General features: G+C 43.5%; 12 protein-coding genes. 2 read left to right on the forward strand and 10 right to left on the reverse strand.

Annotation, left to right across the window (positions count from 1 at the left end):
• Positions 1-46: 46 nt before the first annotated feature.
• On the reverse strand, positions 47-1510 hold the full coding sequence (gene guaB / locus ACRC53_RS01375; protein ID WP_438641793.1) for an IMP dehydrogenase: 1464 nt from the start codon (positions 1508-1510) through the stop codon (positions 47-49).
• Positions 1511-1640: 130 nt separating this feature from the next.
• On the opposite strand from guaB, the gene xseA reads away from it, so the two are divergent.
• On the forward strand, positions 1641-3026 hold the full coding sequence (xseA, locus tag ACRC53_RS01380) for an exodeoxyribonuclease VII large subunit (RefSeq protein ID WP_438641794.1): 1386 nt from the start codon (positions 1641-1643) through the stop codon (positions 3024-3026).
• Between the two features lie 176 nt (positions 3027-3202).
• Here xseA and der read toward each other — a convergent pair whose 3' ends face one another.
• The 8 genes from der to ACRC53_RS01420 form a co-directional block, all read right to left on the reverse strand.
• Positions 3203-4714 (reverse strand): ribosome biogenesis GTPase Der, encoded by a 1512-nt coding sequence (gene der / locus ACRC53_RS01385; protein WP_438641795.1) that lies wholly within the window; start codon positions 4712-4714, stop codon positions 3203-3205.
• 84 nt (positions 4715-4798) lie between these two features.
• A complete protein-coding gene (gene bamB, locus ACRC53_RS01390) occupies positions 4799-5983 on the reverse strand; it encodes an outer membrane protein assembly factor BamB (RefSeq protein WP_438641796.1) in 1185 nt (394 codons plus the stop codon).
• Positions 5984-6008: 25 nt separating this feature from the next.
• The gene (locus tag ACRC53_RS01395; RefSeq protein ID WP_438641797.1) at positions 6009-6632 is read right to left on the reverse strand and encodes a YfgM family protein; all 624 of its coding nucleotides are present in this window, start codon (positions 6630-6632) and stop codon (positions 6009-6011) included.
• A 37-nt stretch (positions 6633-6669) separates the two neighbouring features.
• Positions 6670-7941, reverse strand: coding sequence for a histidine--tRNA ligase (hisS, locus tag ACRC53_RS01400; RefSeq protein WP_438641798.1), 1272 nt, complete (start codon positions 7939-7941; stop codon positions 6670-6672).
• Between the two features lie 391 nt (positions 7942-8332).
• Positions 8333-9451, reverse strand: a complete 1119-nt coding sequence (gene ispG, locus ACRC53_RS01405) for a flavodoxin-dependent (E)-4-hydroxy-3-methylbut-2-enyl-diphosphate synthase (RefSeq protein ID WP_438641799.1) — start codon at positions 9449-9451, stop codon at positions 8333-8335.
• A gap of 7 nt (positions 9452-9458) precedes the next feature.
• Positions 9459-10496, reverse strand: coding sequence for a cytoskeleton protein RodZ (rodZ, locus tag ACRC53_RS01410; protein WP_438641800.1), 1038 nt, complete (start codon positions 10494-10496; stop codon positions 9459-9461).
• Positions 10486-11241 (reverse strand): type IV pilus biogenesis/stability protein PilW, encoded by a 756-nt coding sequence (gene pilW, locus ACRC53_RS01415; protein ID WP_438641801.1) that lies wholly within the window; start codon positions 11239-11241, stop codon positions 10486-10488. The genes rodZ and pilW overlap by 11 nt, the downstream gene beginning before the upstream one ends.
• Before the next feature lie 54 nt (positions 11242-11295).
• Positions 11296-12417: a bifunctional tRNA (adenosine(37)-C2)-methyltransferase TrmG/ribosomal RNA large subunit methyltransferase RlmN gene (locus tag ACRC53_RS01420; RefSeq protein ID WP_438641802.1), complete on the reverse strand. Its 1122-nt coding sequence runs from the start codon at positions 12415-12417 to the stop codon at positions 11296-11298.
• Positions 12418-13133: 716 nt separating this feature from the next.
• Between ACRC53_RS01420 and ACRC53_RS01425 the strand changes: the two genes are divergently transcribed.
• Positions 13134-13781, forward strand: coding sequence for a LysE family translocator (locus ACRC53_RS01425; protein ID WP_438641803.1), 648 nt, complete (start codon positions 13134-13136; stop codon positions 13779-13781).
• A gap of 386 nt (positions 13782-14167) precedes the next feature.
• Here ACRC53_RS01425 and ndk read toward each other — a convergent pair whose 3' ends face one another.
• The gene (gene ndk / locus ACRC53_RS01430; RefSeq protein ID WP_438641804.1) at positions 14168-14593 is read right to left on the reverse strand and encodes a nucleoside-diphosphate kinase; all 426 of its coding nucleotides are present in this window, start codon (positions 14591-14593) and stop codon (positions 14168-14170) included.
• Positions 14594-14893 lie beyond the last annotated feature (300 nt).

Raw genomic sequence — 14893 nt, forward strand, 5'->3', positions numbered from 1 at the left:
GCTTTCTGGGGATGCAAAGCAGGGTAAAATATCAACCCATGCGCTATTAACCCATGCGATAGTTCGGTGACTCTTTGGTGATAGTCACATCATGCACGTGGCTCTCTTGGATCCCCGCACCGGTAATGCGAACAAACTCAGCTTTGGTGCGCAGCTCTTCAATCGTGCCGCAACCGGTTAGCCCCATACAAGAGCGCAACCCACCCATTTGCTGATGAACAATCTCTTTGAGCTTACCTTTATAGGCGATACGCCCTTCAATGCCTTCCGGTACCAGTTTATCGGCTGCATTATCACTTTGGAAATAGCGGTCTGATGAACCTTTAGACATTGCACCCAATGAGCCCATACCGCGGTAAGATTTAAAAGAGCGGCCTTGATACAGCTCTATTTCACCCGGCGACTCTTCTGTACCAGCCAACATTGAGCCCACCATCACGCACGATGCACCCGCCGCGATTGCCTTGGCAATATCACCTGAGAAACGGATACCACCGTCAGCAATAACGGGAATACCCAGTGGCATTAACGCTGTTGCAGCATCTGATACTGCAGTAATTTGTGGTACACCCACACCCGTTACAATTCGTGTAGTACAAATTGAACCTGGGCCAATACCCACTTTTACCGCACTGCAACCGGCTTCCGCCAGTGCTAATGCTCCGGCGGCAGTAGCTACGTTACCACCAATGATTTGCAGCTCAGGGTATTTTGCGCGTGTCTCACGAATACGCTGCAATACGCCTTCGGAGTGGCCGTGGGAGGAGTCAATCAGCAGCACATCTATACCCGCTTCAACCAGTGCATCAACGCGCTCTTCATTGCCCGCACCTGCACCGACTGCCGCGCCTACACGCAAGCTACCCAGCTCATCTTTACAGGCATTCGGTTTACGTTCTGCTTTTTGGAAGTCTTTCACGGTGATCATGCCTTTCAAGCGGAAACTGCGGTCAACTACCAGCACTTTCTCAACTCGGCGCTCATGCATCAAAGCCAGCACATCAGTACGCAGCGCACCTTCAAGAACGGTCACCATACGTGGTTTTGGTGTCATCACCTTAGTCACTGGCTGATCTAAGTCAGTCACAAAGCGGACATCACGACCGGTAATAATACCGACCAGCTCTTTTTCGTCAGTCACCACCGGATAACCAGCAAAACCGTTCTTTTCAGTCAGCGCAAGAACCTGACGAATAGTAGTGTCTGGGCGAACCGTAACCGGATCACTGACCACACCACTTTCGTATTTTTTAACTTTACGAACTTCGTCGGCCTGACGCTCGATAGACATGTTTTTGTGGATAAAACCGATTCCGCCCTCTTGCGCTAAAGCAATGGCCAGATCCGCTTCGGTGACGGTATCCATCGCCGCAGAGAGCATAGGAATATTCAGGTGGATGGTTTTCGTTAACCAGGTTCCAAGATTGGCAGTATTGGGTAAGACAGTAGAATGGGCAGGTACTAGCAGTACATCATCAAAAGTCAGAGCTTCTTTCGCTATTCTTAACATCGCAATATCTCACCAAGGCAAGGAGGTTTAAAATTAGATAAAATATTGCCGTGGCATTATACAGAACGAAAACGATTAGCCAAACGTTTTTTCAGTATTCTTGCTTGTACTTTGAGCATGTTTACGTATTATGGCTCGATCACTACCGTGGGTAAGCCAGACTTTATTTACCAGAAATAAGGGTGCTATTTTGCTAGAAAATCGCGCTATTTTTACTGTTACACGTTTAAATCAAACTGTATGCCAACTGCTGGAAACCCAATTAGGTCAGATTTGGGTGAGTGGTGAGATCTCTAATTTATCAATCCCCGTTTCTGGACACTGGTACTTCACTCTCAAAGATACCCAATCACAGGTGCGGTGCGCGATGTTTCGTAATAGCAACCGCAAAGTGACTTTCCGCCCACAAAATGGCCAACAAATCTTAGTCCGCGCAAATATCACACTGTATGAACCGCGTGGTGACTTCCAGATAGTCATTGAAGGGATGCAAGCGGCTGGTGATGGGCTACTGCAACAGCAGTTTGAGCAACTTAAAATGCAACTGGCCGCTGAAGGACTGTTTTCCCAGCACAGTAAGCAAGCTCTGCCTATACACCCAAAACAAATCGGGATCATTACCTCATCGAGCGGTGCGGTTCTGCACGATATTTTACAGATCTTACAGCGTCGTGATCCGCAACTCTCAGTGGTGATCTATCCGGTTGCCGTGCAAGGGCAAGATGCAGTAGTCCAAATCACACAGGCCATTGCACTGGCTAATCAACGGGCTGAGTGTGATCTCTTGATTCTTGCGCGTGGGGGGGGCTCACTGGAAGATTTACAGGCGTTTAATACTGAAGCCGTTGCGCGTGCCATTTTTGCAAGTACTCTGCCATTGGTGAGTGCCGTTGGCCATGAAACTGATGTGACGATTGCTGATTTTGTGGCCGATGTTCGAGCGCCTACACCTTCAGCGGCGGCTGAAATGATCAGTACCGATCAACACATACAGTTTCGTCATCTTGATGATCAGCGGCAACGTCTACAGCGTGCTTTGATACATCAACATAGTCGGCAATTACAGCGGTTAGAACGCCTGCAACACCGCTTACAGCAGCATCACCCACAAATTCGTCTGCAACATCAGCAAAATCGGCTGGATGATGTAGAACATCGTTTACAGCAGTTGATCACTGCGCAACAGCAAAAACATACCGGTGTATTAGAGCATTTACAACATCGTCTACAACAGCAGACCCCATTATACCGTGTGGCCCGCTACCAGCAGCAAACAGATTACCTACTACAACGTTTACAACAGAAAATGCAACAAACACTACAAGTACAGCAACAAAAACTCGGTACATTTAGCGCACGCTTACATGCTATTAGCCCATTGGCAACACTGTCACGCGGCTATGCCGTAGTACAAAACGATCAGAAACAAATGATCACCTCCCCCTCACAGGTCAAATCCGGTGAACAACTACATATTCAGGTAGCTGACGGTACTATTTACAGTCGGGTGGAGTAAGCTTAGGCTTTTATATGCGCAGAGATAGAACTACGCACCTATCCTAATTTATGTAGATGTATAAATACACAGCAATCCCATCAAAAAGGCATCGGATTAACCGATGCCTTTTTGGAATCTATCGTTCAGAAATGCGCTACTCAGCAATACACTACATTTACTGACTAAATTGAATCTTACTTTTTACCTTGCTTGATGAATTTCATCAGACGCTTGCGTTTTTGCATCTGAGTCACACTCAGCAGGTTACGTTTCTGACTGAACGGGTTTTCGCTCTCTTGGAACTGAATACGAATTGGCGTACCCATGATCTTCAGTGAACGGCGGTAGTAGTTCATCAAGTAACGTTTGTAGGAATCAGACAGATCTTTCAGCTGATTACCGTGAATCACGATAATTGGCGGATTATGTCCACCGGTATGCGCATATTTCAGTTTAATACGGCGACCATTAACCATCGGTGGCTGGTGATCTTGTACTGCCATCTGCATAATGCGGGTCAGCAAAGAGGTGGTAACACGCTTAGTGGCTGACGTGTACGCCTCTTGGATAGAGTCAAACAGATTACCCACACCGCTGCCATGCAGCGCAGAGATAAAGTGAATACGAGCAAAATCAACGAAATCCATTCGGCGATCTAGCTCTTCTTTGACGCGATCTTTAACTGATGAATCAAGACCATCCCACTTATTCACCACAACAACCAGTGAACGGCCAGCATTCAGCACAAAACCGAGCAGAGACAAATCCTGATCGGAAATCCCCATCCGCGCATCAAGCACGAGCAGCACGACATTCGCATCTTCAATCGCTTGCAGTGTTTTGATAACCGAAAATTTCTCAACCGTTTCAGTGACTTTACCACGGCGGCGAACACCGGCTGTATCAATAATCACATATTCACGACCATCACGCTCCATCGGGATGTAGATACTGTCACGGGTCGTTCCCGGCATGTCATACACCACCACACGATCTTCACCTAAAATGCGGTTAGTCAGGGTTGATTTCCCCACATTTGGTCGGCCAACTAGCGCAATTTTGATTGGACGATCGTCAGGTTTTATCTCTTCTTCTGGCTCATCTGTTTCAATCAGATCACCATTTTCATCGAACTCTAAGCCTTCTGGTTCAGTCCAACCATCATTCTCTTCATCCAGATCAAGCTGCTCAGTATCTTGCTCTTCTTCTAACTCTGCTGCTAACGGAGCAAGCGCCTGATCAATCAGTGCAGAGACACCACGGCCATGGGCTGCAGCAATCTGATAAACACTTCCCAAACCTAGCGCATAAAACTCGGCACTGTGGGCATCTCCATCGAGACCATCAACTTTGTTTGCCACCACAAAAGTGGGCTTTTCACGCATACGTAAGTGCTGGGCAATACCCTGATCAGCGCTGGTCATCCCTGCGCGTGCATCAACCAAAAATAGAACAACATCAGCCTCTTCAATCGCCATCAGCGATTGTTCAGCCATTTTGGTTTCTACACCATCTTCTGTTCCATCAATACCACCGGTATCGATCACAATAAACTCATGGCCGGATAAAACCGCACGTCCATATTTGCGATCTCGGGTTAGGCCGGGAAAATCAGCAACCAACGCATCCCGCGTGCGGGTAAGACGATTGAACAGCGTGGACTTACCCACATTCGGACGTCCTACTAGAGCGACGACAGGAACCATAGAGACCTCTTTATTTCTTATAGATAAAACGGCTCCTGACCAGATGATCAGGAGCCGTAAAGCAACTAAATATCAGTATTGCACTTATTTTTTCAAGGCAACAACATCACCATTGCGCGTTTGAACCAATAATGTGTTATCAGCGACAACAGGCTGTACATATAAGCCACTGCTGTTGACTTTATTTTGCGCAGCAAAATGCCCATTACCTAAATCTAACCAGTGCAAATAACCTTCGTTATCACCTACTACCAGATATCCTTCATAGATAACCGGCGCAGTAACACCACGATGCAGTAACTCGGTTTGACTCCACAACTCTGTACCACCACGAATATCAACTGATACAATACGGCCTGTATTATCAACAAGATACAAGGTGTTTCCATCAATCACGAAATCATTTACAGAGCCAAAATTACGCCGCCAAATTTGCTGACCGGAACGTAAGTCGAGTGCGGCAAGATCGCCATTATACGCTAATGCATACACTACATTGTCTACGACAATCGGCGTTGCATCAACGTCTGAAAGACGATCAATCTCTGTAGCGCCTCCGACTTTAGCAATCCGTTGCTGCCAAATCAGTTGCCCCTGATCTAACATAATCGCGGTAACGCGACCACTATCGCCACCAACAAGCACAGCGCCGTATGCAGTCACCGGGCTAGACTCACCACGGATAGAGAGGCTTGGAACATCAAGATTTGCAGTCCAGAGAATATGGCCATCTTCAGCATCGAGTGCTTGCAACATACCGTTAGTGGTATGAACTAAAACCGTATTATTATCAACTGCAGGGCTTGATAATACTTCACCGGCTACTTTTGCGACCCACTTAACACTGCCATCTTCAGCATTAAGCGCATAGACTTCCGCTTTTTCACTTGCGACATATACAACGCCATCAACCGCAAGAACACCACCGGCTAACATAGCTGACGGGCTACTAGAGAAAAAGCTCGATTTTTCAGCCACGTTAGTGCGCCATTCACGCTTACCTGTTTCAGCATTTAATGCATCAACAATACCACTACGCGAAGCAGCGTATACTTTACCATCAAGATAAGCCGGACGCAGGCGAGAAAAGAAATCACCTACACCACTTCCGACTGATGTATCCCATATTGTTTGAATCGCGAACTGGTTTTCTACAACAGGAAGAGGTGAGGCTTTCACAACATCCTCTTCACCACGAAATAATGAACAACCGCTTAACAGTGTTGCAGTCAATAGACTCACTGCGAGCAGACGACAACGCTTTGCCATGCCAACCTCTCTTTTAGCTGCCAAACTAGTTGGATAAATCATTTAGTTTCATCTGCAACATCGTTTGCAGTGTCGGGTTTGCATCGGCAGTCAATGCTTGGGTATATGCAGTTTTTGCCCCTGCAATATCTCCTTTACTCACTAAAATATCACCACGGATCTCAAGTGCTTTACCTTTCCACGCAGCCGCAGTCACTTTATCTACACTTTGTAGTGCTTGATCAAATTGGCCCAATTGTAGCTGTACACGTGCTAGGCGTAATGTCACCATAGGCAGCAATGTTTGATCTTTTGTATTGGCTTGTGCCCAGACTAATTGTTTTTCAGCAGCAGAAAAATCGCCTTTTTCAATCAATTTTTTACTCAAATCAAGCGCAGAAAAAATACCGTATGAGGTCTCTGGGTTTGCACTGATAAACGTTTGAGCGTCTTGTAGAGCTTTAGCGTTATCAGTACTTAGCTCATTTTGCAACTGTTCATACTGCACTGACATGGCGCTAAAATTACCATGCTGATGGCTTTGCCAGTACCGCCAACCATATAAGCCACCTAACCCCAGCACCGCACCAATAATCACAGCACGGCCATTGTCTTTCCACCACTGACGAAATGTGTCAAGTTGTTGTTCTTCTGTGGTATAGATGTCCACGGATTCCATCCTTTATTGATTAAAACAGCGCCATTATTTAAAACAGCGTCGCTAAACGCGCTACCGCAGTCTCTTGTGTCAGGGTTTCTTGCTCAGAGGTGTGTAAGTTTTTTAGCACGACCTGCTGATTTGCGACTTCGCTCTCACCCAATACGAGGGCAAATTTAGCCCCTACTTTATCTGCACGTTTAAATTGCTTTTTAAAATTGCCACCACCGCAATGTGTCATGATGCGTAGCTCAGGCAATAAATCACGTAAATTTTCGGCTAAACACATACCGGCAGTGAGTGTACCTTCTCCGGCACAAACAACATAGACATCAACTGGATTTTGCACCTCAATATTCTGGTTTACGGTCTGAACGAGTAATACTAAGCGTTCTAACCCCATCGCAAAACCAACAGACGGTGTTGCATGGCCACCCAGTTGCTCAACAAGGCCATCATAACGGCCACCGCCGCAAACGGTACCTTGTGAACCTAAGCTTTCGGTAATCCACTCAAATACAGTGCGGTTGTAGTAGTCAAGACCACGTACCAAGCGGTTATTTAAGGTATACGCAATCCCGGCAGCATCAAGCAGCGCACATAAACCATCAAAATGCGCACGAGATTCACTATCAAGATAGTCAGCCAGTTTAGGTGCATCTTCTAGTAATGCCTGAATCTCCGGGTTTTTAGTATCAAGCACCCGTAATGGGTTGGTATACATACGACGTTTACAGTCTTCATCAAGTACTTCAGTGTGCTGCTCAAGAAAAGCGATTAACGCTGTACGATACTCAGCACGAGATTCCAGTGAACCAATAGAGTTCAGCTCTAAACGCACGTGATCAGCAATGCCAAGCTCACGCCATAGGCGAGCTGTGAGCATGATCAGCTCGGCATCAATATCAGGCCCTTGTAAACCAAAGACCTCAACCCCAACTTGATGAAACTGACGATAGCGCCCTTTTTGCGGACGCTCATGGCGAAACATCGGCCCGATATACCACAGGCGCTGTTCTTGATTGTACAGCAGGCCATGCTCAATACCGGCACGAACACAGCTTGCTGTGCCCTCAGGGCGCAAGGTCAGGCTATCGCCATTGCGGTCTTCAAACGTATACATCTCTTTTTCAACCACATCGGTGACTTCACCAATAGCACGGCAAAAAAGTGGGGTCATCTCAACAATCGGCATGCGAATTTCGCTATAACCGTAACTCGATAGCACATTTTTGACGGTTGTTTCAATTTTTTGCCATACCGGTGTTTCGACAGGTAAACAGTCATTCATCCCACGGATAGCTTGAATTTGCTTGGCCACGTTAGTTCTCTTCTTCGTGTTTCTCACACGCTAAAATTACGATCGCATTTCATCAGTATCAGGTTTTAGGCTACTTACCGTAGTCGGTAACTGTATATAGCCTTCCCGTATTTTTCTGTGGTATTCACATTCACCATAAGGGTTTACGATCAAGCGTGTGAGGTCATTAAAATTATGCGTTGCGATAAGTATAATAAGTTTATCAGAATTGATTCAATCATCATGACTGGCACAAATGTTACAAGTAAACTCACAATCACACGAATACAAAACTACACCTACACACTATAAATCAACGACATTTGCTTTCGTTAACCTTTAAGGTACGCAATGTGTGCCTTATTGACACAAAAGATAACGATAGGTTTAGGTGTAATAAAGTATTAACGCACTAATCAATCTGGTTGATATCTATACGATTACGTTCATCAATCATTGCCGCTTTTGCCCGAATTTTCGCTTCCAGTTCATCAACTAAATTATCATTATCAAACCGGAATTTTTGGCGAACACCACCTTCGTAAAACCCACTTTTATTGCTACCACCTGTCACACCGATATCTGAAACTAACGCTTCACCGGGGCCGTTGACTACGCAACCAATAATAGAGACATCCATGGGTGTAATTAGGTCTTCTAAACGTTGTTCCAGTGCATTTACGGTACTTATCACATCAAACTCTTGACGCGAACAGGTTGGGCAAGCAATAAAATTAATGCCACGAGAGCGAATTCGTAAAGATTTAAGAATATCAAAGCCTACTTTAATCTCTTCAACGGGATCGGCTGCCAGTGACACGCGCAAAGTATCACCAATACCTTCAGCAAGTAGCATACCAAGCCCGATAGCGGACTTTACTGAACCACTTCGAGCGCCTCCGGCCTCAGTAATGCCTAAATGCAAAGGTTGTTCTATTTGAGTAGCCAGTAACCGATAAGCCTCTACCGCAAGAAAAACATCAGAGGCTTTTACACTGACTTTGAAAGCGTCAAAATTAAGGCGATTTAAAATCTCAACATGGCGTAACGCTGACTCAACTAGTGCCGCTGGGGTTGGCTCACCGTATTTTTCCTGAATGTCTTTTTCTAAAGAGCCTGCATTTACACCAATACGAATCGGAATATTTTTATCTTTAGCACAATCAACAACCGAACGAATCCGGTCTTCACGCCCAATATTGCCAGGGTTAATCCGTAAACAATCTACCCCATATTCGGCCACTTTAAGCGCAATACGATAATCAAAGTGAATATCTGCAACTAATGGAACATTCACTTGCTGCTTTATCAGTTTAAATGCCTCTGCAGCATCCATGGTTGGTACTGAGATACGTACAATATCAGCACCTGCTCGCTCAAGTGCTCGAATTTGCGCCACTGTTGCATCCACATCAGTGGTTCGAGTATTTGTCATTGACTGCACAGAGATAGGTGCATTACCACCAACAGGAACATTCCCGACAAAAATCTGTCGGGAGTGGCGACGTTTAATCGGCGATTCTTTATGCATACAGCTATTACTCCGTTAAAGGTAAGCTAAAGCGAGCAACACGGCCGCTCGTAGCATAACGGCGTAGATCAACCGGTTTTCCATTGTAATCAAGGCTAACTGCGGCTGGAGCACCAATAGTTAAGCGATAAGGCTCTGTACCTGACAATGTTAATGTTGCGCCTTGCTTTTGTAAGCCACTGGTCAACTTCTTACCGGTTGCATCTTTAACTTCAAGCCAACAGTCCCCCGTAAAATGGAGTTTTAACCCTGCAGTTGCTGCCTCTGTAGTTGCAGGTATCACTTGCTCTGTGGCTGTGCTCTCTGTTGCCGCACTCAACGATGTTGAAGGCATATTTGGTGCTTGAGTAACTTGTGTGTTAGCAACAGGGGCACTTGTTTGAGTTTGAGTTTGTGTTGCTGCTATACCCGCAGTGTTCACAACCGTGCCAACTGTTGATGTCTCTGCAGCGGATGCAGATGTTGGTACAGATTCTACCTGTGCAACACTGTTTGTCGTTCCGCTCTTTTCACTGAGTTGAGCCGTAATAGGGCGACTATGTTTACTCATCTCTTCAGTGCTTTTGTCTGTATCCCCTGAAATAGAGGCTTCAAGAGGTAAACTACTGGTCATTTTGTCTACATCAGCTTGCTGTGCTTGATGATTTTGCCACCACCATAAGCCGGTTAGACTGATCACGACAAAAAGTAATACCCAAGTAAATAGCATTAACCGATTATCATGGCTACGACGCTCTTTTTTACTGGAGAAACTTTGCATCGAGACATGTGGTGTTGGCTCTGCAGGTAATACTGCATTAATTGCTGCAACCATCTCTTTTTCAGGTAAGTTGACTAATCGTGCATATGATCGCACATAGCCACGAATAAATGTGGGTGCTAAACCAGAGGCTAAATTATCATCTTCCAATGCACGTACAACGGAGTGTTTCAAACACAAACGCTCTGCCACTTGTGCCTGAGAATAACCGAGTTTTTCACGCGCCTGGCGCAAACGCTGACCAGGTGTCAGCGTATTTTCATCATATTGGGCTTCAGTATTCATTGGCTAAAAACTGCTGGTAGCGTTGAGATTGAGGGAACTCGCGAGCCATTTGCTGACCGTACTGATTCACAAGATTTAACGCACCTTGTTTTTTTGCTATACGGATATGCATCCATAAACTATCAGCTGTGACTGGCAATACGCGATCATAGGTAGTAAGCATAAATTCAGCATACGTAGACCTGCCTGATTTTAGCTCATTTTCAGCTAATAACATGAGACGGGCCCCTTTTACCGGTTCGTGCTTAAGTGCACGAACAAGATAATCTTCTGCTTTTTGTTTATTACCTGCACGCATCGCACATAAGCCTAAATTCTCTAGGCTATCTGCGGTTCGGTAATAATTCGGAACACTCAATGCAGCATTGAATTGCGCTTCTGCTTGGGTATATTGACCTTGTGCACACAAAAAAGCACCGTAGTTATTGAGTATATCGCCATTTTTAGGGGATAAACGCAATGCCTTAACATAATCGAGTTCGGCATTTTTGACTTCACCAACACGCTGATGATAGTAAGCCATTGCCATGTATACCCGATAATCGTTGGGTGCAAAACTTAGCGCACGCTCTAAATTCTGTCGAGCTAAGACCATCTCGCCCTGATTCAAATACCCTAAACCAAGATTGATGCGCGCTTGCGCGGCATCAGTCGCGTTAATGGGATCTTTATCCGCTGCCGAGCTTACACACCCTGACAGTAAAACAGAAAAAAACGCTGCATGTAATATAGGCTTTAGCTTCATGCTTTATTATCGCTACCTTGCTACTATACAAACAGAAAATACAGTGTCTAACAATCAGACGGATTTCACACTAATAGGTTCACCAAGCGTTTGCTTCTTCAATACCCGCTTTGTTCGGTCAATAACCTCTCCGGCAAGTTGACCACAAGCAGCATCAATATCATCACCCCGTGTTTTACGTACAATAACGGTTAAACCATATTCCATTAACACTTTAGAGAAACGGTCAATCCGGCTATTTGAGCTACGGCCATATGGCGCTCCCGGAAACGGATTCCATGGGATGAGGTTAATCTTACACGGTGTGTCTTTCAAGCACTCAGCAAGCTGATGTGCTTGATCAGTACTGTCGTTGATATGATCCAGCATCACATATTCAACCGTAACACGGCCTTGATTTGCATTCGATTTAGCTAAATAACCACGTACAGAGGCTAAAAATGTTTCGATATTGTACTTACGATTGATTGGGACAATTTCATCACGTACATCATCTGTAGGTGCATGCAGAGAAATAGCCAGAGCCACATCAATAACATCCCCTAACTTATCTAATGCTGGAACAACGCCTGACGTAGATAGAGTAACACGACGTTTTGATAGCCCAAATCCGAAATCATCTAACATGATCTCCATCGCAGGAATCACATTATTAAAGTTCAATAATGGTTCACCCATCCCCATCATTACCACATTGGTAATAGGGCGCTGACCACTATGATGTGCAACAGGGCCCACCGTTTTTGCAGCGCGCCATACTTGGCCAATAATTTCAGAAACTTTTAAATTACGGTTAAAACCCTGTTGGGCCGTTGAACAAAAAGTACACTCCAAGGCACAACCGACTTGTGATGACACACATAGGGTTGCGCGATCACTCTCAGGAATATAGACAGTCTCAACTCTTTGATCCCCAACTAACAGTGCCCACTTAATTGTACCGTCAGCAGAACGTTGTTCTTCTACAATTTCTGGCGCTCGAATTTCTGCTTTCTCTTTCAGTTTACTGCGCAACACCTTGTTGATATTGGTCATGGCATCGAAATCATCGCAGCCAAAGTGATAGATCCATTTCATGACCTGATCCGCACGGAACGGCTTTTCGCCCATTTCAGCAAAAAAAGCCCGCATGGCTTCACGGTTTAGATCTAAAAGATTAATTTTGGTGTTGGACATAGTAGCCTCGTTATTACACGTTATGGCGTTGAAAGGAAAAACAACGGCGCTTTGCAAGCAGCAAAGGCGCGGCATTGTACAAAGTTTAGGATAGGCTTTCCACTGAGATACTAAAAAGTCTTGAACATAAAATGGTAAACCTGTGTCACTTATGCGTGATATCAATGTCGTGTTGCTCAATGATCACGGCCTAATAGCACTACCACTATTATACTAAAGCAAAATTATATTGTTCAATTTTCATCCATATCACTCAATAAACAACAAAAAACCCCTCTGCGATATACCTTCATATTTAATTACACACATTAAAATACTGCGCGATTTATGGCTCATCAAGATGAGATAGCGAACACGGCTCACTATCAATAATTAAAATGAATATAGAACACTCTATTTTTATGGATTTATCACAAAAGAAAATGAAGAGCGCGAAAACTTATCATGTCGTTTATGAAGCACTTGGCAAATTTCATAATAAATAAAACAACAAATAAACAGTTAACACTCACACGAGTAACATGACCGTGTCTAACGTCATGTTTTTTGTCTATCAGTAAAAAACCAAATTAGATCTTATGATAGATGGAGAACTAAGTGTGAAATAGCGTAGAGTATAAGCAGTTTATAGAGAGTGTGAAAAATATACTTTGCACGAACACCGTTATCCCATAATACCCACATGCCCATTGAAAATACGATAAAGGATTTTCTCTATGCTAAACCACTCTCTATTTTTTACATTTATATTATCGGTATTACTGTTGTTGTTAACACCAGGCCCTGTTGTCGCGCTCATTACCGGAACAGCAGCCACACAAGGCCGATTAGTAGCATTAAAAACAGCACTAGGTACAAATGCAGCATCTTTAATTCTTATTGCGTTTTCAGCATTCGTATTGACCGGCATTGTTTCTGTTAATAACCTTTTTTTGTCTGTTTTAGGTATTATAGGGTCTCTCTACATTGCTTACTCATCAATACAGGCTTTAATTTTATCTGCACGAGAACAACATGAAGAGGCACATGAAAAACATTATCAGCGAAGTGGATTTTCGCATGTTTTTTTAGTGGCAATATCAAACCCTAAAGATATTCTTTTTTTTGTCTCATTCTTTCCTCAATTTATAGCGATAACAGATAACATGACAATAAGCTTAACGATATTGTCTATCGCCTGGATGATTTTAGATCTTTCTATTCTCTCAATGTATATAATAACGATCAGTTACTTTTCAACAGGAAAGTCATCGAAAATACTCGGTATTGTATCATCGCTTTCGCTTATCATTATTGCCATAATTGGGATTATATATAACTCTCACGCATTATTAAGCAGTACACGACAACGTGCTTTACCATAAAATAAATGATTGCCACCAGGGAAAGCAAAGATAAACAACACATTGATTTTAATACTAAAAAATCACAATAAAACGTTTCTGTGGCTAAAGAGATGAGAGATAAAAGAATAAAATGCAGTAACTCACCTAAAAGCATGCATGAAAAATGCGTACAAAAACATATTGGCTATTTTTATTGAGTGAACCCGGTAATAAAAACAAAATATTATTTTAAGTCAGTGTGGAATGAGTCTGTTTGCTATGGTAACACAAGAATTTAGCTAATCTTTAAAAGCATACAAACCCAATGAGACTATCATGAGGCTTGTATGCTTAAGCTCTTAATATTGACAAAAAGAGAATATATCAATATCTCTTTTTGCAAAATGTATTAAGTACGAATAATTTTAGCGAGTGAACACTTCACTTTCTGCAAAAAAGTACGCTATTTCACGTGCAGCTGAAGCAACAGCATCAGAACCATGTACTGCATTACAACTCATGCTTTCAGCATAATTAGCACGCAACGTTCCTGCTTGTGCTTGTGCGGGATTAGTTGCCCCCATAATTTCACGATGACGACGCACAGCATCTTCACCTTCTAATACTTGAACCATAATTGGGCCTGAAGTCATAAAAGTGACTAAATCATCGTAAAACGGCTTCCCTTCATGCTCTGCGTAAAAACCGCCAGCTTGTTCTGAAGTCAAATGAAGCATCTTTGCTGCTACAATTTTCAAGCCTGCTGCTTCAAAACGAGAGTAAATAGCGCCAATAAGATTTTTAGCAACAGCATCTGGTTTAATAATAGAGAAGGTTTGTTCAAGAGCCATGGGTGTGATGTCCTATTTTAAATTCATCATAATTATTATCGGAATATATACGATACGCAGCATGATGCATTGAAACAAGAAAAGTTATTTGATAATTGTGTTTATATTATTCAAACAACACCAAACTGACTTTTCGCACCTGCATAGAATACATTATACAAACATAAAATTAACGTGAACAATTAATTTAATCACATAATGTTATTTTTATTATAGAAATTAAAATAGGGTCTACGTCTAATCATATGACCCTATTTATTATGAAAATAGCAAATATCAGCACATAATAGAACACATAGT

The organism is Plesiomonas sp., assembly GCF_051652165.1.
Classification (GTDB): Bacteria; Pseudomonadota; Gammaproteobacteria; order Enterobacterales; family CAMTGL01; genus Plesiomonas.

Coding starts and splice junctions, on each gene's coding strand:
- guaB (WP_438641793.1), bottom strand. CDS start 1,510: ATGTTAAGAATAGCGAAAGAAGCTCTGACTTTTGATGATGTACTGCTA.
- xseA (WP_438641794.1), top strand. CDS start 1,641: ATGGCTCGATCACTACCGTGGGTAAGCCAGACTTTATTTACCAGAAAT.
- der (WP_438641795.1), bottom strand. CDS start 4,714: ATGGTTCCTGTCGTCGCTCTAGTAGGACGTCCGAATGTGGGTAAGTCC.
- bamB (WP_438641796.1), bottom strand. CDS start 5,983: ATGGCAAAGCGTTGTCGTCTGCTCGCAGTGAGTCTATTGACTGCAACA.
- ispG (WP_438641799.1), bottom strand. CDS start 9,451: ATGCATAAAGAATCGCCGATTAAACGTCGCCACTCCCGACAGATTTTT.
- rodZ (WP_438641800.1), bottom strand. CDS start 10,496: ATGAATACTGAAGCCCAATATGATGAAAATACGCTGACACCTGGTCAG.
- pilW (WP_438641801.1), bottom strand. CDS start 11,241: ATGAAGCTAAAGCCTATATTACATGCAGCGTTTTTTTCTGTTTTACTG.
- ACRC53_RS01420 (WP_438641802.1), bottom strand. CDS start 12,417: ATGTCCAACACCAAAATTAATCTTTTAGATCTAAACCGTGAAGCCATG.
- ACRC53_RS01425 (WP_438641803.1), top strand. CDS start 13,134: ATGCTAAACCACTCTCTATTTTTTACATTTATATTATCGGTATTACTG.
- ndk (WP_438641804.1), bottom strand. CDS start 14,593: ATGGCTCTTGAACAAACCTTCTCTATTATTAAACCAGATGCTGTTGCT.